Raw genomic sequence first — 18,368 nt, 5'->3', positions numbered from 1 at the left:
CCGGGTCAGCGGAAGTCCCTGGACCTGCCCGCAGCGGGCAGGTCCAGGGCGGTGACGTCGTCGGCGAGGAGGCTCACCGCCCCGGTGCGGTTCTCCACCACACCCCGCAGGACGACGCCCCGCGCGGTACGCAGCAGCGCCCGATGCCGCACCCAGAACCCCTGGGAGCACACCACGTTGAGGATCCCGGACTCGTCCTCGAGGCTGAGGAAGGTGACGTTCCCGGCGGTCGCGGGCCGCTGCCGATGCGTGATCACCCCGGCGACGCGAAGCCGCGAACCGTCCTCCACCTCCTGCAGCGCGGTGATCACCCGGATCCCCTCCGCACTCAGCTGCGCCCGCACAAGCGCCATCGGATGCTCATCCAGGGTGATCCCGGTGGCCCAGGCATCCGCGGCGGCGAGCTCCGCATCGCTCATCCCCGGCAGCATCGGCGCCTGCGCCCCCACCGCCAGATGCGGCAGCGTGTCCGGGGACTCCTGCGCCGCAGCCCCGGCCGCCCACAGCGCCTGCCGCCGCGAGGAGGCGAGCTGATCCAGCGCCCCCGCGGTCGCCAGGGCCTCCAGCTGCCGCGCCGTGAGGCGCACCCGCCGGGCCAGATCCGGCACCGAGGTGAAGGGCCCGCCGCGCTCCCGCGCGGTGACGATCTGCTGGGCAGTGTCGGTGGAGATGCCGCGCACCTGATCCAGGCCCAGGCGGATCGCCGGGCCGCGGGCAGCCTGCTCCCCCTGCACCTGCGGCCCGGGCGGATCCACCCGGTAGCCCGCATGCTCGGCGTCGGTCTCCAGATCGGTGCGGGCCCGGGAGACCAGGACGTCGGGTCCGCGGGTCACCACGCCGTGGCGGCGAGCATCGGCCACCAGGGACTGCGGGGAGTAGAACCCCATCGGCTGGGAGCGCAGCAGCGCCGCCGTGAACGCCGCCGGGTAGTGGCATTTGAGGTAGGAGCTCGCGTACACCAGGTACGCGAAGGAGTAGGCGTGGGATTCAGGGAAGCCGTAGCTGGCGAAGGCCAGGAGTTTACGGTGGATCGCCTGCGCGTCCTGCCCGGTGATGCCGTGGCGGGCCATCCCGGTGAACAGCGCATCGGACAGCGCCAGCATCTTCTGGGTGGAGCGCTTGGAGCCCATAGCGCGCCGCAGCTGATCAGCCTGAGCGGGGGTGAAATCGGCGATGTCCACCACCATCTGCATCAGCTGCTCCTGGAACAGGGGGATCCCCAGGGTGCGGCCCAGGGACTTCTCCAGCCGCGGATGGATGTAGGTGACCGGCTCCTCGCCGGTGCGGCGGCGGATGTAGGGGTGCACGGAGCCGCCCTGGATGGGACCGGGACGGATCAGCGCCACCTCCACCACGAGGTCGTAGAACTCGCGCGGCTTCAACCGGGGCAGAGTGGAGATCTGGGCGCGGGACTCCACCTGGAACACGCCGATGCTGTCCCCGGCGCACAGCATGTCGTACACCGCCAGGTCCTCCTGCGGGAGGGTGCGCAGCTCGAAATGCTGCCGGTGGTGCTCGCCGATGAGGGCGAGCGCATGATCCAGCGCAGTGAGCATCCCCAGCCCCAGCAGGTCGAACTTCACCAGCCCCGCGTCGGCGCAGTCATCCTTGTCCCACTGCAGCACCGACCGGTTCTCCATCGCCGCCCACTGCACGGGGCACACCTCGATCACCGGCCGGTCGCACAGCACCATCCCCCCGGAGTGGATGCCCAGGTGTCGCGGCGCATCGCGGAGCTGCTGGGCGAGCTGCAGCACATCGGCGGGGATATTCGCCTCAGCGAGGGAGGACCAGGAGCGCTCGATCCGCCGGGAGAAGGCATCCTGCGCCCCGGTGTCGTAGCCGAGGGCCCGGGCGGCATCGCGCACCGCGAGCTTGGAACGGTAGGTGATGACGTTGGCGACCTGCGCGGCGTTCTCCCGCCCGTAGCGCTCGTACACGTGCTGGATCACCTCCTCGCGACGGTCCGCGGCGATGTCCAGGTCGATGTCCGGCGGGCCATCCCGCTCCGGGGCCAGGAAGCGTTCGAACAGCAGGTGGTGGGAGACGGGCTCCACCGCCGTGATCCCCAGCGCGTAGCACACGGCACTGTTCGCCGCCGAGCCGCGGCCCTGCGCGAGAATCCCCTCCCCCGCACAGAAGTCCACGATCTCGTGGACGATGAGGAAGTAGCCGGGGAAATGCAGATCGGTGATGACCTGCAGCTCATGGTCGATCTGCGCCCACGCCCCGGGGATCCGCTCGGGCTGCTCACCGCTGGGCCGCGGCCCGTAGCGCTCGCGCCCCTCGATCTCCACCAGCTCGCGCAACCAGCTGGCCTCGTCATGCCCGGCCGGCACCGGGAAGGGCGGCAGATCTGGGGCCAGCAGTCGCAGGTCCACCGCGCAGTCCCGTCCCAGCCGGGCCGCCTGCGCAATGGCCGATGGGTAGCGGGACAGCAGCTGGGTCATCTCCTCGCCGCTGCGCAGGTGCCGCGGATGCGAGGGCAGGTACGGGTCGGCCTGTTCGAGCGGCACCCCGGCGCGCAGCGCGGCATGGACGTCGGCCAGGTGGGTGTCCGACGGGCGGGCGGCGTGCGCGTTCGTACTGGCCACCAGCGGCAGTGTGATCGCATCCAGGCCCTGCTCCTCGCGCACCAGGCGGGCGGCCTGGGCGAGGGCGTCGTGCAGCTCATCGGCCTGACCTCCACCGCCGGCCACGAGCTCCACCGCGACGTTCCCGGCCCCGAACAGCTCCAGCAGACGCGTGATCTGCGTGGCCGCGGCCTGGGCGGCGCCCTCGAGGTCCCCGATCGCGAGCTGCTCCTGGGCGGCGCGGGTGACGGCGCCCTTGCGGCAGCCGGTGAGAATCTGCCAGTGGCCCTCGCGGGCGATCCGCGACAGCTCCGCCAGGCGGTAGCGCGGCGCAGCCTTGGTGCGGGAGTCCAGGTGGGCGCGGGCGATCGCGGCGGCGAGCTGCCGGTAGCCGGTCTCATCGCGCACGAGCACCAGCAGATGCTCGCCGCCCGGATCCGGCACCCCGGTGCGGGGCGCGGAGATGACGGGGGTGGTGCTTGCCTGGACGGCGCCGGGCTCGAGTCCCAGGGTCAGCTCCGCGCCGAACACGGTGCCGATCCCCTCCTCCCGGGCGGCGCGGGCGAAGCGCACCGCCCCCGGCAGCCCGTCGTGGTCCACGAGCGCGAGGGCCGTCAGCCCCAGGCGGGCGGCCTGCGCGACCATGTCCTCGGGGCTTGAGGAGCCGTCGAGGAAGCTGAAGTGGGAGTGGGCGTGCAGCTCCGCGTACTCCACCGCGAGGGAGGGCTGATACCCGTCCTGCGGCGGCGCCCCCGTGTGCTCGACGATGATCGGCGGGCTGACCAGCTCAGCGGGACGGTCCGAGAGGATCGCCTCGAGGTCCTTCCACGCGGGTGGCCCCAGGAACCAGCCGGCCATCAGCGGGGCCTTCCGCGCTGACCGGGGCGGGCGGGAGACTCAGTCATAGATCCCCTCCAGACTCCACTGCCCGGTGCGCGAGAGGGCCAGCACGGCGGTCTCCTCGCCGCTCGCGGCCCGCACCACCAGCTGCAGCCGTGCCCCGCGATGCCCCTCCCGGCTCCACCAGCGCTCATCGATCACGGTGGGGGCACTGTGGGCCAGCACCGGATGGGCGGATCCGGCCCGCAGCCCGGCCCGCTGCAGCGGCGGCGCCCCCGGGGCGGGCACGTGCAGCTGCGCCGGGGCGGCGCTCAGCAGCCCGCGGGCGGTCACCACGACAGCGTCCCCGTCGGCATCCAACAGCTCGATGGGTGGCGGGCTGCGCAGCACGGTGGCGGGCACCGGGCGGGGCAGGGATCCCGGCCACGGCCCCGGCCGATGCTCCGGCTTCTCGCTGCGCCACGGCACCAGACGCGCCTCCGCAGCCAGCAGCCGCCCACCGATCAGTGCCGGGACCTGCACGGCCTCCTCCCCCGCGAGGCCCTGTGCCCGGGCGAGGGCGCGGGCGGCCCGCTCGGCGGACTCCCCCGCCCCGCCCCACAGCGCCGGGGCGGCTTGGCCCGCCGGGGTCAGCTGCAGCGGCTGCAGGGTGATGCGGGTGATCGCGCCGGTCGCCGCCCCGCCGAGCCGGGCCCGGGTGATCCAGCCGTCGCACTGCCAGCGGATGCGATCGACCACGTCGGCCACGCTGAGCGCTCCGTCGTGCCGCCAGGTGCGCTCCATCTCCCCACCGTTCTCAGTGGTGGCGAGGATCCGCAGCCGCGTGCACACCAGGCCGCGCCCTCCGAGCATCTGGTGCAGCTGCTCGGCGAGGGGCCGGGCTATGAAGGCCGCCTGATCGGTGCGCATCAGCGGGGTCTCCAGCACGCTCTCCACCTCGAGCGGCTGGGCGGGATGATGCGCGGCGGGCGGTGCGGCCTCCAGACCCCGGCTGAGCAGATGGAGCGCGGCGACATCGGGCCCGAAGCGGTCTGCGACCGCCGCGGGCGGCAGCGCCGCGAGGTCCCCCAGGGTCGTGATCCCCAGGCGCTGCAGCAGGTCGACGGTCTCGGCGAGGTCCAGCGGCCGCTCCGCTCGGGTGGCGGCAGGCTGGCCGCGGTGCCCCCAGCCGGGGCCGACGGGGGCGTGCACGAGGGCGCTGATCGGATGCGGGGCCAGGTAGTCGGCGCTGCGGCCCGGGCGGATGATCCGCCCGGGGACGGAGGCGAGCAGGGCGGCGAAGGGCCCATCGGCGATCCCCACCGAGCAGTCCCAGCCGGTGAGCTCCGCGACCGCATCGAGGATCCGCTCGGCCAGGTGCTCCTCCCCGCCGTGGTGGCGGGCCGGGCCGCGCGCAGCCATCAGCAGCACCCCGGGCCGCAGCACGTCCACCCCGGCAGCGACCGTATCCACCGCGGCGGCGACCAGCTCGAACAGGGCGGCCTCCTGCTCCCGATCCGCCTCCAGCACCACCGCATCCGGGCACGCCGCCCGGGCCGCACGGCGCCGCATCCCCGGTATGGCCCCGGCCGCCCGCGCCGCGGGGCTCGCATGGGTGACCCGATGCTGGTCGATGAGCAGCACCGGGGTGATGGCGGGATCCAGCGACGGCGGGAGCGCGGTGCTCTGCGCCCCCGTTCCGTTCTGCTGCGCACCTTTCTCCGCACCTGGCCGCTCCATGGGCGGGGCGCTCTCCTCGACCCGGCGCTGGTGACGCTCCAGCGCGGCCAGCAGCGGCCAGTCCGGCACCGTCACCGCAACCGTGCGGGTCGCAGCGGTCTGCGGAGCGCCCGATGGGTGTGGCGCGGCCGATGGAGCCGGGTGAGCTGGCGCGTCCGGGAGGGTCGGTGCGGCGTCGGCGCTCATCATCCGGCCCTCCGCAGGGCGGGCACCAGCTGCAGCCCCGAGCGCTCTGCGGCCGCGGCCTGCTCCGGCTGGGCACGCTCGGCCCGCGGGTCGGCGGCGAGCATGCCCTGCACCTGCGGCAGCAGCACCTGGGCGATGCGCGTCCCGGCGATGCCGCGGCCCTGGGCGGTGATCTCCACCCGACGCTGCCGCAGCCGCCCGGAGCCTGTGCCGAGCCCGGTCCAGCCCTGGCAGACCCCCTGCAGGGTGATGTCGGCGCGTCCAGGCGGGGCGGCGGCCAGCACCAGGGTGTCCGCAGTGCGGGCGCGAGAGAGCAGGCTGCGCCACAGGGCCGGGGCGAGCTCGAGGTCTGGGCCCAGCACCAGCACGCCTACCCCGTCGGCCAGGGCCGAGAGCACCTGCGGGGCCTGCTCCCCCGGAGCCGGGGCGATCGCCAGACGGCAGGGATCCAGCCCCGCATCCAGGGCCGAGCGCAGCCCCAGATCCACCATCCCCGCCATCGCGCACCAGGCATCCTCCCCGGCCGCAGCGACGGCGAGGGCCAGCAGCAGCGAGGTGCTCGCCGCACCGCCCACCGCCACAGAGCTGCCCGCTCGCAGGCTCCCGCGGGGGAACAGGCCGCTGAGCGGCTCCGGCACGGGCAGGCGAGCGCCGAGCCCGTCATCGGCCAGCGCCGGGATGAGGGGTGAGCCGGGGGATGCGGCGGTGCCCGCGGAGCCGGTGCGCGGAAGCGGTCGCAGTGCGGTGCGGTCGATCCGCCCGCCCCAGCGGGCAGCGGAACGCTCGGCTGCTCCCAGGGCAGCGCGGGCGCGCGCAAGACGCTGCGTGCGGTCCTCGCGCTGCGTGGGCGCCTCCCCAGCCGTGGCCTGCAGGGCAGTGCTCATCGTGCTCCTCCTCCCGGTGCTCATCGCTGCTCTCTATCGATCTGCGCCATCGATCGGCGCCATCGGTCTGCGCCAGTGATCCCGCGCCATTGACCTCGCATCATCGATCCCGTGTTCGAAAGGCTGTTCGAACACTACGCCGAAGGTGGGTGCCCTACAAGGCGTGCAGCTCATTCCGTCGAACATGTATACGAAGTCTGGGGGTGGGGTGTGACAGACGATCGGGGTCATGGGGCGAACGGGTGGTTGAGCGACGCGCGGGTGCATGGAGCGGAGACGCCGACGATGGACGCTGTCGCTCCTCGCCTCCCCTTCAGGCCGCTATGACAGGCTCAGGGCACGAACCGCTCGAGAGAAGGAGCCCCGCATGCGCGCGCTGGTGCTGCACGAGAAGGACCGCATGAGCATCGAGGAGGTGCCGGACCTGGGCTCCCCCGGACCCGGTGAGGTGCGGATCGCGGTGCACACCGTCGGCATCTGCGCTTCGGACGTGCACTACTGGACCGACGGGAAGATCGGCCCCTTCGTGGTAAACGCGCCGATGATCCTGGGCCATGAGGGATCCGGCACCATCGTCGAGGTGGGCGAAGGCGTCACCCACCTCGCCGTCGGCGACCGCGTGGTCATGGAGCCGGGCATCCCGGACCCCACCTCCCGCGCGGTCAAGGAGGGTAACTACAACGTCGACCCCGGCGTCGAGTTCTGGGCGACCCCGCCCGTCCACGGCTGCCTCGCCGACGAGGTTCTCCACCCCGCCGCCTACACCTACAGGCTCCCGGAGTCGATGAGCTTCGCCGAGGGCGCGCTGATCGAGCCCTTCGCGGTCGGCATGTTCGCCGCGACCAAGGCGGAGATCTCCCCCGGAGACGTCGCCGCCGTGGTCGGCGCCGGCACCATCGGGATCATGACCGCGCTCGCCGCGCTCGCTGGCGGTGCCAGCACCGTCTTCATCTCCGACGTCCTGCCGGAGAAGCTTGCGCTGCTCGACGGGATCGACGGCATCGTCACCGTCGACGCCACCCAGCAGGACCTCGGCGAGACGGTGCGCGACGCGACCGGCGGCTGGGGCCCGCAGGTCGTCTTCGAGGCGACCGGCGCCGCGCCCGCGTACAAGGCCCTGTGGTCGCTGCCCGCGCCGGGCGGGCGGATCGTGCTGGTGGGCATGCCGGTGGATCCGGTGCCCTTCGACATCGCCACCGCCCAGAGCCGCGGCGTCTCGCTCGAGACGGTGTTCCGCTATGCGAACGTGCACCAGAAGGCGATCGACCTCGCCGCGAGCGACGCCGTGGACCTCTCCCCCTTCGTCTCGGAGACCTTCGCCTTCGACGACTCGGTCCAGGCGTTCGAGCGCTTCCTCGAGGGACGCCCGACGGATGTGAAGATCCAGATTCGGATGTGAGGCGCTCAGGAGGTCCACCAGGTCCGTCCTGCGCGCACCCCTAACGGCGCCACGTGCGCCAGCCGCCCTACGATGGCGCCATGCAAAACCGCCTGGCGCTCATCACCGGAGGGACGCGAGGGATCGGGAGGGCCACGTCGCTCAGACTCGCCCAGGACGGGTAGGACCTGGTCCTCGGGTACGTCCGCGGCGAGTCCGCGGCCGCTGCCACCAGGTCGGAGGCGGATGCTCTGGGGTGACGTGTTCGACGGTCCGCGCTGACCTCACGACGGACTCGGGGATCGACGAGCTGTTTGACGCCGCGACGTCTCGGGCGGGACGGATCGATGCCGTGGTGAACAACGCGGGCGCGACCCTCCGCATCTCCTCTCTCGCCGAGACGCCCCCGCCGACCATCCGCCGCGTGATCGACCTCAACCTGACGTCGGCCGTCCTGGTGGCGCGGAGGGCTGTGCAGCTCCTGCGCTCCGGCGGCGCGCTCGTCAACGTCTTCTCAGGAGCGGCCACCACGGGAGCGCCGGGAGAGTACGTGCACTACGCGGCCGCGAAAGCGGGGGTGGACGCCCTCACCAAGGGACTCGCGATCGAGGTCGCACCGCGTGGGATCAGGGTCATCGGGGTGGCTCCCGGGACCATCGACACGCAGGTGCATGCCGACGCAGGAGAACCTGGCATGCTCGAGAGGATCGCGCGCATGCATCCGATGGGCCGGGTAGGTCGGCCCGAGGAGATCGCCTCGGTCATCGCGTTCGCGCTCTCAGCGGACACCGGCTACGTCGCGGGGACGACCATGTGCGCTGCCGGCGGGGGCTGAGCCCGGAGCCGGCACGATCGATCCCCGGACGCGAAGCGCGGTCGTCGGCGAGGAGCTGGCCGCCGCCTGGGACGGGCGGCTGCCGAACACGATCAGCCTGCTCCCGCGTCGCAACTGACGGGTGCCCTGGCAGTTCCTTCCGGCGAGGACGGCGGCGGCATAGCGTGCCGGGAGCTCTACCTCCGAACGATGAAGGATCTCCATGCCCTCCGACGCCCTGCGGCGCCCCCTCGCCTCCTGCCTGCTCGTGCCGCCGGCGGCGCTGCTGTGGGGGCTGCACTCCTCGCTGCTGAGCCCCGCGCTCGCCCTGATCCTCGCCACGCTGTACGACGCCTCCACCGCCGACATCGGCTGGTCGCTGGCGATCTACAACGCCGGCGGCTTCATCGCCTCGATCGTGCTGCCCGCCTGGGCGGACCGGCGTCGCACCTACCTGCCGATGCTGATGGCCGCTGCGGTGCTGACGATCGCGCTGGCCGCAGCGCTCGCCGCGGTGAGCACGCTGCCGCTCGCGACGGTGGCGCTGGTGGTCCTCGGCGGCCCGGCGGGGCTCGGCACCACGATGCTGTTCGCCCATCTGCGGGACGTCGGCGCGGCCACCTCCACGATCGTCGACACCCGCGCGATCATCTCCGCGGCCTGGATGGGCGGGCCGCCGCTCGCGACCGCGATCATCGGCTCGGCCGGGGCACGCGGCATCCTGCTGGCACTGGTGGTGATCGCGGTGGTGAACATCGTGACGACCGCGGTGATGATGCGGCAGCACCGCTCCGCCGCCGCGGAGACGCCCGAGCCGACCCGCTCCCCACACGCCCTGCCGCCCGGCAGCCGGACCGCGACCGTCGTGATCATCGGCGCGTTCGTGCTGTTCCAGGCCACGAATGCGACGGCGATGACGTTCATGGCGCTGTACGTCACCGAGACGGTGGGCCTCGGCGTCATGTGGGCGGGGATCGTGCTCGGCGTCGCCGCCGCGCTCGAGGTGCCGGCGCTGATGATCATCGGCCGCCTCGGCGACCGCATCTCGCACCTCACCCTGGTCGCGGTTGGCGCCGTGCTCTCGGCCGTCTACTACGCCGGGCTGATGCTGGTCTCCGAGCCGGTGCTGCTGCTCGTGTTACAGATCCCGAACGCGCTCGGCTTCGCCGCGATCTCCGGGATCGGTCTCGCCCTGTTCCAGGACCTGATCCCAGGCGCGGGGATGTCCACGGGCCTGTTCATGAACGCCCGGCGCGTCGGTGCGGTGCTGTCCGGACCGATCATCGCCGCTGGTGCGCTGCCGCTGCTGGGCCAGCGCGGGATCTTCATGATCTGCGCGGTGCTCACCCTGATCGGGCTCGGCATGATCCCGCTGGCGAAGCGCCTCGCGGAGGAGCCCGCGGAGACGCCGAAGGAGGCCGCCGCTAGCTGAGGCACGGACGCGCTCGACGGACCGTCCTCGTGCATGGTCGGCCCTCGTCGCGCTGCGGGTCTCGGCCCGGCGACGCCCCTGGTCATCGTCGGGCGCTACCCTGGCGCGGTGACCATTGCGCGAGAGGCCCTCGTTGACGCGGGGATGTCCCGATGGCCGGATTACCGGTGGGCCGAGGGCAGGCTGCATCACGGCGCTTTCCATCTCGTGCTGACCGCCCCCGACGGTCCGTCGCTCCGCGCCACACTCGGCCGCCGCGGGCGCGAACGCAGCCGGCGGGAGGCGAGCGCGCTCGTGACCCTGGACGCGTCTCGGCTTCCGCTCACCATCCCGCAGGTCCTCGATGGCCCGCACTGGGCGGAGCCTGCGCGGACATGGATCACCTGCCTCACCACCGTGCCGGGCTCGCCGGCCGCAGATCTGACGGAGTGCTCGGCCCAGCGGGTCTCCGCCTATGCCGACATCCTCACCTCGCTCCGGGAAGCGTCCTCGGGATGCGGCACGCTGCCGCCGGTGAGAGCGTGGTGCGGCGGTGACGGCTGGGCAGAGATCGTGCACCGGGACCTGAGCCCGCGACTCGAGCCCTACGGCCGCCGTGTCGCCGCCGAGCGGGTCGAGGCCGTGCTCGAGGCGGAAAGCCACGTGGAGCCCACCCTCTGCCACGGGGACTTCGGCCCGCACAACATCCTGTGGTCCGAGGGCAGGGCGGTGTCGGTCATCGACCTCGATCATGCCTGCCTGGGCGATCCCGCGATCGACATCGCGCCGCTGATCAGCTTCCATGGCGTATCCCGCCTGGCACCGCTCAGCTCAGCGGACACGACACGACGGGCGATGCTCCACCGCGCCACGCTCCCGCTGCAGGTCGCGGCGTCCGCGCACCTCGCCGGGCTCGGTCAGCTCCGGGACCACGCGCTGGCGAACTTCACCCGACGAGTTGCCGACGGCACTCTGTTCGACCCCACCGGAGAGACCCCCGAGGGACACGACGCGCCGTGACGCGGACCGGAGGTCAGAGCTTCTCCACGGCGTCGGTCCGAGTACCCGTTGAGGTCTCCTCCGCGAGGCTGCCCAGCAGCCGCAGCCGCTCCTCGCTCGGCGAGCCGGGCGCGGCGGTGTACCCGAACATGAACCAGTCGGGATGGGCGGGGAAGTCCATCGCCTCGTAGCCGAGCTCGAGGTCCCCCACCTCGGGGTGGCGGATGCGCTTGAGACCGGTGCGGTGGTGGCGCACGTCGTGCGCGGCCCAGCGCACCCGGAAGTCGTCGCTGCGGGTGGCGAGCTCGCCGATGAGGTCGCTGAGCCGCTTGTCGCGCGGGGACTGGCCCGCGTACGTGCGAAGCGTCGCGACGATGCCGGTGGCGTTGTCCTCCCAGTCGGGGAAGAAGGTGCGCGAGGCGGGGCTGAAGAAGACGAACCTCGCCGTGTTCCCGCGCGCGGCGAGGTCCTCGAGCACCGGGGCGTACAGCGCACGGCCGACCGGATTCGTCGCCACCACGTCCATGCGACGGTCCCGCACCCACACCGGCACGGAGACCGCGTCCACGAAGCGCTGCAGAGAATCGGGGAAGGGCTGCTCGGCCGGACGAGGTCGACGCCGGGCCGACGGCCCCGCGGCCTCGGCAAGGTCGTGGAGATGGTCCGTCTCCGCCTCGTCCAGCAGCAGGGTGCGGGCGAGCGCGTCCAGCACCTCCGTGGAGACGCCGCGCAGGTCGCCGCGCTCGATCCGGGCGTAGTACTCGACGCTGATCCCCGTAGCTGCGGCGACCTCCTCGCGACGCAGCCCGGACACGCGTCGACGCGTGCCGCCGAGGATCCCCGCCTGGGAGGGCGTGATCCGGTCACGGCGCGTGCGCAGGAAGTCGCTCACCTCTGCTCGATGGTCCATGCGCCCACGGTACGGCGACGGGCGGAGCAGAGGGAGGAACTGCCAGGGCACCCCGTCATGGGGATCAGTCCATGCAGGTGCCGGTGTAGTGGTCGGCCAGCGCCTCGCCCGCGGCGTCGACCTCGTCGTCCGCGACCTCGATCACGGCGGTCATGTCCGCAGGATCCTCGGACTCGAGCTTCGGGCCGACCTCCTCGAGGAAGCTCTGCCAGGTGGTGAAGTCCTCCTAGAGCTCCTCGGGCACATCGTCCTGGACCTGCTCGAGCAGTGCGAGCCGCTCGTCCACCTGCTCCGAGGTGACCATCCCCGGGACGACGGCCGTGTACACCGTCGCCGAGACGTCGGAGTTGTCGGTCAGGGTCGAGCAGTAGGCGCTGTTCCCGCCGCCGCACGCGCTGAGGGTCAGCGCGAGGGCGGGGACGAGAAGAACGGCGGCGCGGGCGTGGCGCATGAGGAGTCTCCTGAGGGATGCGGGGTCGCGGGCCGCCCCCTGCGGCCCGGCGGACGTGCTGGTCCGGTCATCCAGTATGCCGTTCCCAGGCCTCCGGGATCTCGCGGGTGAAGGTCTCCAGCGTGATCGCGTCGGGGTCGGGGCCGCCGCGCTCCCCGGTCTCCAGCGCGTCGATGCGGGCGAGCTCCTCGTCGGAGAGCGCGACGCGGGACATGAAGCACCCTGGGTTTTGTTCCGTGGTTAGACGGTCGCGGGCGTAGTCGTCGTGGTGTGGGTGTGGGACGCTTCGACTTCTGCGGGGGTGCGGTAGCCGAGAGCTTCGTGCAGACGCTCGGTGTTCCACCAGTGGACCCAGCCCATGGTGGCGATCTCGACCGCCTGGATGGACTCCCAGATCCGCTGGGAGTGGATCAGCTCGGCCTTGAGCAGGCCGTTGACTGTCTCGGCCAGGGCGTTGTCGTAGGAGTCTCCGACGGAGCCGACCGATGCGGTGACCCCGGCAGTGATCAGCGCGTCGGAGTACGTCAGGGAAACGTATTGGGCTCCTCGGTCGCTGTGGTGGATCAGTCCGCTCTTGCTGCGGACTGCGCCGCTGGTCAGCAGTGCGTGCTCCAGCGCCAGCAGGGGCAGGCCGTCGGTGTGGAGCGTGGAAGAGACGGCCCAGCCGACGATCTTGCGAGTGCATACGTCGGTGATGAACGCGACGTAGCAGAATCCGGCGAGGATCCGCACGTAGGTCATGTCAGCAACCCACAGGCGATACGGTCGGTCTGCAGTAAAGCGCCGCTCTACGAGGTCCGGGCGGGCATCGGGCACGTGAGTGGGGTATGTGGTGACCGGCTTCCGGCCACGCCGCACGCCCTTCAGGCCAGCTGCCCGCATGAGGCGGGCGACCTGGTCATGGCCCACGTCCCAGCCCTCCTGGTGCATCGAGTGGTGCATCTTCCGCACCCCGTAGACGCTGTAGTTCTCGGCATGGATGCGCTGGAGCTCCGGGAGAAGAACCTCATCGCGCAGCGCCCTGGCCGAGGCGGGGCGTGCCTTGGCGGCCCGGTAGCCGCGGGAGGTGATGAAGCCGGTCTCGGTCTGGCCGAGGACGCGGCAGACCGCTTCGACCCCATAGCGGTCGCGGTGCTCGTCGATGAACCGGATCATCTCGTCGTGGGGCGGCCTAGTTCCGCGGCGAAAGAGCCGAGGCCGCTTTGAGGATCTCGTTGGCACGGCGAGCTTCAGCCAGCTCGCGGCGCAAGCGCCAGCTCCCCTCCCCAAGTGAATCGCCGCTGCCGGTGACTGGTTCCGTGGGGCCGTAGCGGTTGCACCAGATCCGCAGGGTCTCCAGGCCGACACCGAGTTGGGGCGCGATGGCACGGATCGACTCTGCGCGCGGGCCTCCCTCACGCGCCTGGCGGTCGTAGACCATCCGGACGGCACGGTCACGCAGCTCGGGACTGAACTTCTCAGGGCATACTCCGATTCCCCTTGCTGAGACTCGGAACCAAACCCAGGACGCTTCACGCCATGCTCTCGCATCTCAATCCAGTCCGAGACGTTCCTGTTCCGCCTGGACGGCATCGACCAGCTCATCGTCGATCAAGCCGTCATCGAGGGCTGACTCAACCTCTCCCCAACCTCCGGGTTGATCGACCCGCAGTGGGTCCGCCAAGACCTCAGAACGCACATCTGGTGTGTACGACCACCTCGCCAGCTGGGCGACCACCTCGTCGCGCTCGAGCTCCCCCGCGGTGTACCGCTGGCAAATCTCGTATGGGCCAGCGCCCGCGAACCCCTCCGGAATGTCCATCAGGCCACTAGCCCGATGCAGTGCTTCACTCACTGACGGCTGAGAGATGCGGACTGTCCGCGCGATTGCACTCTGCGAGTACCCAGCAGCCGATGCGCGTTTCAGACTGCGGCGATAGTCCAGCGTGGCCACGTTCATCCGCGCGCGGCTCACGATCACCGTGCGCAGCTCATCACTCGTCGTCGTCATCGCGACCACCTCCTCTCATATCAACCTAGCTATAGGGTAGCCTATAGATGTGGTGCCGACAATGGCGCGGCCTTGCGCTACTGGAGAGGTAGCCGCGGGGTCTCGAGGTAGCGGTACAGCGTGGATCGACTGATCCCGTAGTCACGCGCGATCTGGGCTTTGGGCTGGCCTTCGAGGGCGGCGGTGCGGACTTCACGGACTTGCTCGGGAGTGAGGACTCGCTTGCGGCCCACGTACACGCCGCGCTTCTTCGCGGCGTCGATGCCCTCACGCTGCCGCTGGCGGATCAGCTCGCGCTCGAACTGAGCGAACGCACCCATCATGTTCAGCTGGAACGCTGCCATGGGGTCCACGGCGCCGGGATCGAACCGTAGCCGCTCCTTCAGGAACTCGATGCTGGCGCCCTTCCTCGGCTCCGCGTCGGTGTGGTCGGCGGGGTCGCCGGTGATCTGCTGGACGATGCTGTTGAGGTCGATGACGGAGCGGGCGAGGCGATCCATGGAGGCAACGACAACGAGGTCGCCGGGGCGGACGTGCCGGATGAGGGCGGCCAGCTGGGGGCGGTCCCCGACGTTCTTGCCGGACTGGTGCTCGGTGAAGATGTGGTCGCACTCCCCCACGGCTTCGAGCTGCCGGGCGGGGTGCTGGTCGATGGAGGAGACGCGCACGTACGCGATGCGCTGCCCATGTTGGGGATGGTTAGCGTTCATGGCTCTCCTCGCTGCCGGTTTCGCGGGCTGCGCTGCGGGTTGGTGTTGGCTGCGCGGCAGCGCCCCTCGGACGGTTGGCTGCTCATTAGAACTCCCGTCGGATGGCCGCGATCTCCAGGAACTGCCCGCACCACAGGTCGAGCACACGGCGGTCCAGCGCAAGGATCGGCCACACCGCCAGCAACGGGTCCTTGTTGATGAACTTCACCAGGTGCTCGGGTCGGCCGTTGGAGAGGATCGACTGGTACGCCCGCTGGAGGTCTTCGCGGTCCTGGAGGTTGAACGTGGACTGTGGGCCGGACCAGTGGACGTCGACGGGCAGGGTGACACATCCGGTGCTGGGGCCGGTGAGCTCGTCGAGGGAGTCGACGATGGAGTACGGCTTGATGTCGCGGAATCGGACGCGCTGGTCGGTCATGGTCGCCACCTCCCTACTGTGTCCTAGTGGCTCTCAGAGCTTACGGCACAGCTGTGCCACTGGGGAGATGTGGACGTTGTGAAACAGGGGCGGCGCTTCGGCGCCGCGTGTCTCAGTGGGGTATAGCCCATAGTGACACTTGGGATCAAGCAGTGCGGACGTACATCAGCGGGAAGCTCGATTGTCACAGTCTGGTCACAGATCCAGTCGCTACGACGGCGAGATGATACCTTTCCCTAATCGAGACCAGGGGGGTACATGGAAACACATATCCGGAAGCTTGAAACTTCACGCAACCGCATTCTGTCCAAGGTTGTCGCCATAATGTGCGTGCTTGCATTCGCGATTGGTGGCGCCTCGGCGGCAAATGCCGACTATTTTGCGGGAGGTATGGCTTCTAAGAAGAACTCCGTAAAGTATGTTGGAGTCAACTCGACGTACGTCAACCATTTCGACAACGCGCGCTTTCGGTCGAACGCACTGTCGGGAGTTACGTTTGGCAAGTCGAATGCTGCAAAGAACACCATGACCGCCGCGCGATACTCCAGCTCATGGTACGGACTATACACCTCGAAGGGGCCACGGGATCGTTCGCGAACGTTCACTATTCAGGTGAACGCCCGCTCCATCCAGGAGGCCTCGGGTAGAAATATGTCAAAGTGGATTGCAAGCACGTCCACTCACGAGCTGGGCCATGCCCTCAGCCTGGACGGCAATCCGAAGACCTCAAAGGCTTCGTTGATGAAGTACTCCCGGAACCGGTCAACGGTAATCAGCCCTCTGCCGTACAATGTATCTGAAGTGAAGAGGATCTACCGATGAGTACTCGTCGCGCACTAACTATACTTAGCACCGCCTCGACGGTGGTGCTACTCGGAGCCGCCTGTGCTGGTCAGCCGACCACCGAGGACCCTTCGAGCGAGTCGGTCGTCCATGTGTCAGCGGACTATCCAGATTACGGAAGCACCGAAGCCGCGCTCGAGGCGGCTGACGTCGTCCTTGTCGGCACCGTAGAGTCATCTCGCGAAAGGGTCGAATATCCGGAAGTCGATGACTCTGGGACCGGTTTGGAGAACCCGCAGTCTGGAGTCGACATTTCCGACGAGAATCTCGAAGAAATGGGAGTTGTTACCACGGTGACAACAATCAAGGTTACCGAGGTGATCTCGGGAGATGTCGAGGTTGGCGATTCCGTCGAGGTATCCCAAGTGGGTGGAACAATCGATGGCGTGACTTACATTGAGGATAGCACCACATTCATCGAAGAGGTCGACTCGCCCGAACTCCTTCTCCTTCTGAACGATTTCGGGGATGGCGATTACGACCTAGTGAATCCCGTCGAAGGTGTTTACGAAGTCTCAGATGGCGAAGTCGAAGCGCTTCCCGGATCCGGCGTGCAGCCAGAAGTGAGTTCGCTTGAAGAGGTCCGCGAACTCACCGAGTGATCAACACTCCTTCGACGGGGAGGGTTCGCTGAGCTCCCCGGAATCGGGAGCCACGGCCTAGTCACTTTGGGTTGCTCTTGCGCCTCAAACGAGAAGGAGCCCGCGAGGCGTGGGCTCCTTCTCTTTGCCCGATAACCTCGTAGGTGCTGTTAAACGGTGTGCGAGTCGCCACTCGGCCAGGAACGACAGCGCCAGGTACTCCCACCACAAGCACGCCACCTACCGACAAGGTCCACGTGCCAGGCTCCCGCGTTTATACGGAGACACCACCTTCCCGCCGTGCAGGTAGCTCGCGGCGTAGCAGTTTCTAGACTGGCGGAACGCTCCTGACTTAGGACATCGTTAGTGCCCCATCGCGGGGTTGATGGCGGTGATGATGTGCTGGGCGTCGGCAGTGATCTCGGGTGGGAAGTCCTGGGTGGCGCCGTTGATCGCGATGCGTGCGGTCCGGAGGGGCCGCAGGGTCTGGATGATCTTCTTCAAGCTCAACCCGGTCGCGTTTTGCATGTAGCGCGCGATGGCGAGAGCGGTGAACACGATGGTCAGGTGCGCTTCGATAGCGTCGCGCTGGTGGTGGAACATGGGGCGGGCCTGCAGGTCTGTTTTGCTCATCCGGAACGACTGCTCCACGTGCCACAGGTCGTGGTAACTGGAGATCACCTCGCCCGGGCCCATGATCGTGGCCGGGATATTGGTGACGTAGCCCTTGAGCCCCACCAGACGCCGCGTCGCCTCGAGAGCGCTGGTGTTCAGCACATTCTTACCCCCGGCGCGGGTGACGAACCTCGTGGGGTGGGGCCGTTTCTCACCCTCGATGACCGCGACCGCCCGGTTCTCCTGCGCGGTCAGTGTCTTCCCATCCCGCACAGCCCGTTTGCGGGAGTAGGCCCAGATTGCCCGCCAGCATCCTGGATGCTCTCCCGGATCCCACCTCGGCGCGTCACGTCGGTGCAGGTCAGCTACGGGTTTGGTGTTGGCGTGGCGGGGTGTGATCGTGTCGATGATCTGCCCGTCACTGAAGGCGTCGCCGTGCCAGTGGAAGTGGTGGGCAAGGTCGCTGGGGGCTTTGGTGACGCGTGAGCCGACGATGAACCGCAGCCCCGCCTCATCCAGCGCCGTCAGATTCCTCGCTGAGAGCATCCCGGCATCCGCGACGACGACCATGTCGGCGATCCCGTGGCGGGCCTGGAACTGCCGGATGATCGGCACAATCGTCCGCGTCTCGGCATGGTTGCCCTCGAAGCAGCCGATCTCCAGCGGGAACCCCTGGCGGTCCACCAGCAGACCGACCACGATCTGCGGATCCACCCGACGTTCCTTCGAATACCCGACCTTACGCAGAGCATCCTCGTTCTCCGCCTCGAAATACAGCGTCGTCACGTCATACAGCACCAGCGAGACATCACCACTGGTCAAGGCATACTCGAAGCAGGCAGTGGCAATCTGGTCGCGGGTGACCTGGGTGACGCCCGCCAGGTGGCGCTGCAGAGTTTTGTAGGAGAACGGCTCTGCGCCGCACTCGGCCAGGACCCGCAGCGAATCGACCTTGCTGGTCGGCTCGATCAACCGCGCGATGACCAGATCACGGAACACCCGATCATCCACCACATCGAACCCCAGACGGGTATACGCACTGGCCA

At 69.5% G+C, this 18,368-nt stretch carries 17 protein-coding genes; 6 read left to right on the top strand and 11 right to left on the bottom strand.

Annotated features, from left to right (window positions below):
- Positions 1–5 precede the first annotated feature (5 nt).
- The 3 genes from MU407_RS03235 to MU407_RS03225 all read right to left on the bottom strand — a co-directional run bounded on the left by MU407_RS03235 (position 6) and on the right by MU407_RS03225 (position 6,202).
- A complete protein-coding gene (locus MU407_RS03235; protein WP_246955269.1) occupies positions 6–3,431 on the bottom strand; it encodes an error-prone DNA polymerase in 3,426 nt (1,141 codons plus the stop codon).
- A gap of 39 nt (positions 3,432–3,470) precedes the next feature.
- A complete protein-coding gene (locus tag MU407_RS03230) occupies positions 3,471–5,207 on the bottom strand; it encodes a DNA polymerase Y family protein (RefSeq protein WP_246955266.1) in 1,737 nt (578 codons plus the stop codon).
- 110 nt (positions 5,208–5,317) lie between these two features.
- The gene (locus tag MU407_RS03225) at positions 5,318–6,202 is read right to left on the bottom strand and encodes a hypothetical protein (protein ID WP_246955263.1); all 885 of its coding nucleotides are present in this window, start codon (positions 6,200–6,202) and stop codon (positions 5,318–5,320) included.
- Between the two features lie 367 nt (positions 6,203–6,569).
- Between MU407_RS03225 and MU407_RS03220 the strand changes: the two genes are divergently transcribed.
- The 4 genes from MU407_RS03220 to MU407_RS03205 all read left to right on the top strand — a co-directional run bounded on the left by MU407_RS03220 (position 6,570) and on the right by MU407_RS03205 (position 10,825).
- On the top strand, positions 6,570–7,601 hold the full coding sequence (locus MU407_RS03220) for an NAD(P)-dependent alcohol dehydrogenase (RefSeq protein ID WP_246955260.1): 1,032 nt from the start codon (positions 6,570–6,572) through the stop codon (positions 7,599–7,601).
- Between the two features lie 235 nt (positions 7,602–7,836).
- Positions 7,837–8,415: an SDR family oxidoreductase gene (locus MU407_RS03215; protein ID WP_246955258.1), complete on the top strand. Its 579-nt coding sequence runs from the start codon at positions 7,837–7,839 to the stop codon at positions 8,413–8,415.
- Between the two features lie 202 nt (positions 8,416–8,617).
- Entirely contained in the window at positions 8,618–9,826 is a 1,209-nt protein-coding gene (locus MU407_RS03210) for an MFS transporter (protein WP_246955256.1), read from the top strand.
- Positions 9,827–9,934: 108 nt separating this feature from the next.
- Complete coding sequence (locus MU407_RS03205) at positions 9,935–10,825, top strand: aminoglycoside phosphotransferase family protein (protein WP_158239394.1); 891 nt, start codon at positions 9,935–9,937, stop codon at positions 10,823–10,825.
- A 13-nt stretch (positions 10,826–10,838) separates the two neighbouring features.
- On the opposite strand, the gene MU407_RS03200 is transcribed toward MU407_RS03205, so the two are convergent.
- From MU407_RS03200 to MU407_RS03170, 7 genes are all read right to left on the bottom strand, one after another.
- Entirely contained in the window at positions 10,839–11,714 is an 876-nt protein-coding gene (locus MU407_RS03200) for a helix-turn-helix transcriptional regulator (protein ID WP_246955254.1), read from the bottom strand.
- 226 nt (positions 11,715–11,940) lie between these two features.
- A complete protein-coding gene (locus MU407_RS03195) occupies positions 11,941–12,165 on the bottom strand; it encodes a hypothetical protein (RefSeq protein WP_102235993.1) in 225 nt (74 codons plus the stop codon).
- A 67-nt stretch (positions 12,166–12,232) separates the two neighbouring features.
- Positions 12,233–12,379: a hypothetical protein gene (locus MU407_RS03190; protein ID WP_246955252.1), complete on the bottom strand. Its 147-nt coding sequence runs from the start codon at positions 12,377–12,379 to the stop codon at positions 12,233–12,235.
- Positions 12,380–12,405: 26 nt separating this feature from the next.
- Positions 12,406–13,639, bottom strand: a protein-coding gene (locus MU407_RS03185; protein WP_246955380.1) for an IS3 family transposase whose coding sequence is annotated in 2 segments (ribosomal slippage) — positions 12,406–13,354 and positions 13,353–13,639 — 1,236 coding nt in all. Because the reading frame shifts where the segments join, the coding sequence is not laid out codon by codon here.
- A 57-nt stretch (positions 13,640–13,696) separates the two neighbouring features.
- The gene (locus MU407_RS03180) at positions 13,697–14,155 is read right to left on the bottom strand and encodes a hypothetical protein (protein ID WP_102235994.1); all 459 of its coding nucleotides are present in this window, start codon (positions 14,153–14,155) and stop codon (positions 13,697–13,699) included.
- A 77-nt stretch (positions 14,156–14,232) separates the two neighbouring features.
- Positions 14,233–14,865 carry a recombinase family protein gene (locus MU407_RS03175; RefSeq protein WP_102235995.1) on the bottom strand — a complete coding sequence of 211 codons (633 nt, stop codon included), beginning with the start codon at positions 14,863–14,865 and terminating at the stop codon, positions 14,233–14,235.
- An 85-nt stretch (positions 14,866–14,950) separates the two neighbouring features.
- Positions 14,951–15,283 (bottom strand): transcriptional regulator, encoded by a 333-nt coding sequence (locus MU407_RS03170; protein WP_246955250.1) that lies wholly within the window; start codon positions 15,281–15,283, stop codon positions 14,951–14,953.
- 258 nt (positions 15,284–15,541) lie between these two features.
- On the opposite strand from MU407_RS03170, the gene MU407_RS03165 reads away from it, so the two are divergent.
- Together MU407_RS03165 and MU407_RS03160 are read left to right on the top strand one after the other, a co-directional pair.
- Positions 15,542–16,105 (top strand): hypothetical protein, encoded by a 564-nt coding sequence (locus tag MU407_RS03165; RefSeq protein WP_246955248.1) that lies wholly within the window; start codon positions 15,542–15,544, stop codon positions 16,103–16,105.
- Complete coding sequence (locus MU407_RS03160) at positions 16,102–16,728, top strand: hypothetical protein (RefSeq protein WP_246955246.1); 627 nt, start codon at positions 16,102–16,104, stop codon at positions 16,726–16,728. The genes MU407_RS03165 and MU407_RS03160 overlap by 4 nt, the downstream gene beginning before the upstream one ends.
- A gap of 342 nt (positions 16,729–17,070) precedes the next feature.
- On the opposite strand, the gene MU407_RS03155 is transcribed toward MU407_RS03160, so the two are convergent.
- Positions 17,071–18,368 (bottom strand): IS1634 family transposase (locus MU407_RS03155; RefSeq protein WP_246955243.1); only part of this gene is annotated, 1,298 nt, incomplete at its 5' end.

The organism is Brachybacterium sp. Marseille-Q7125, assembly GCF_023062615.1.
Lineage (GTDB): Bacteria > Actinomycetota > Actinomycetes > Actinomycetales > Dermabacteraceae > Brachybacterium.
The sequence above is the reverse complement of the archived record's forward strand: the minus strand, read 5'-3'. Positions and strand labels throughout refer to the sequence as shown.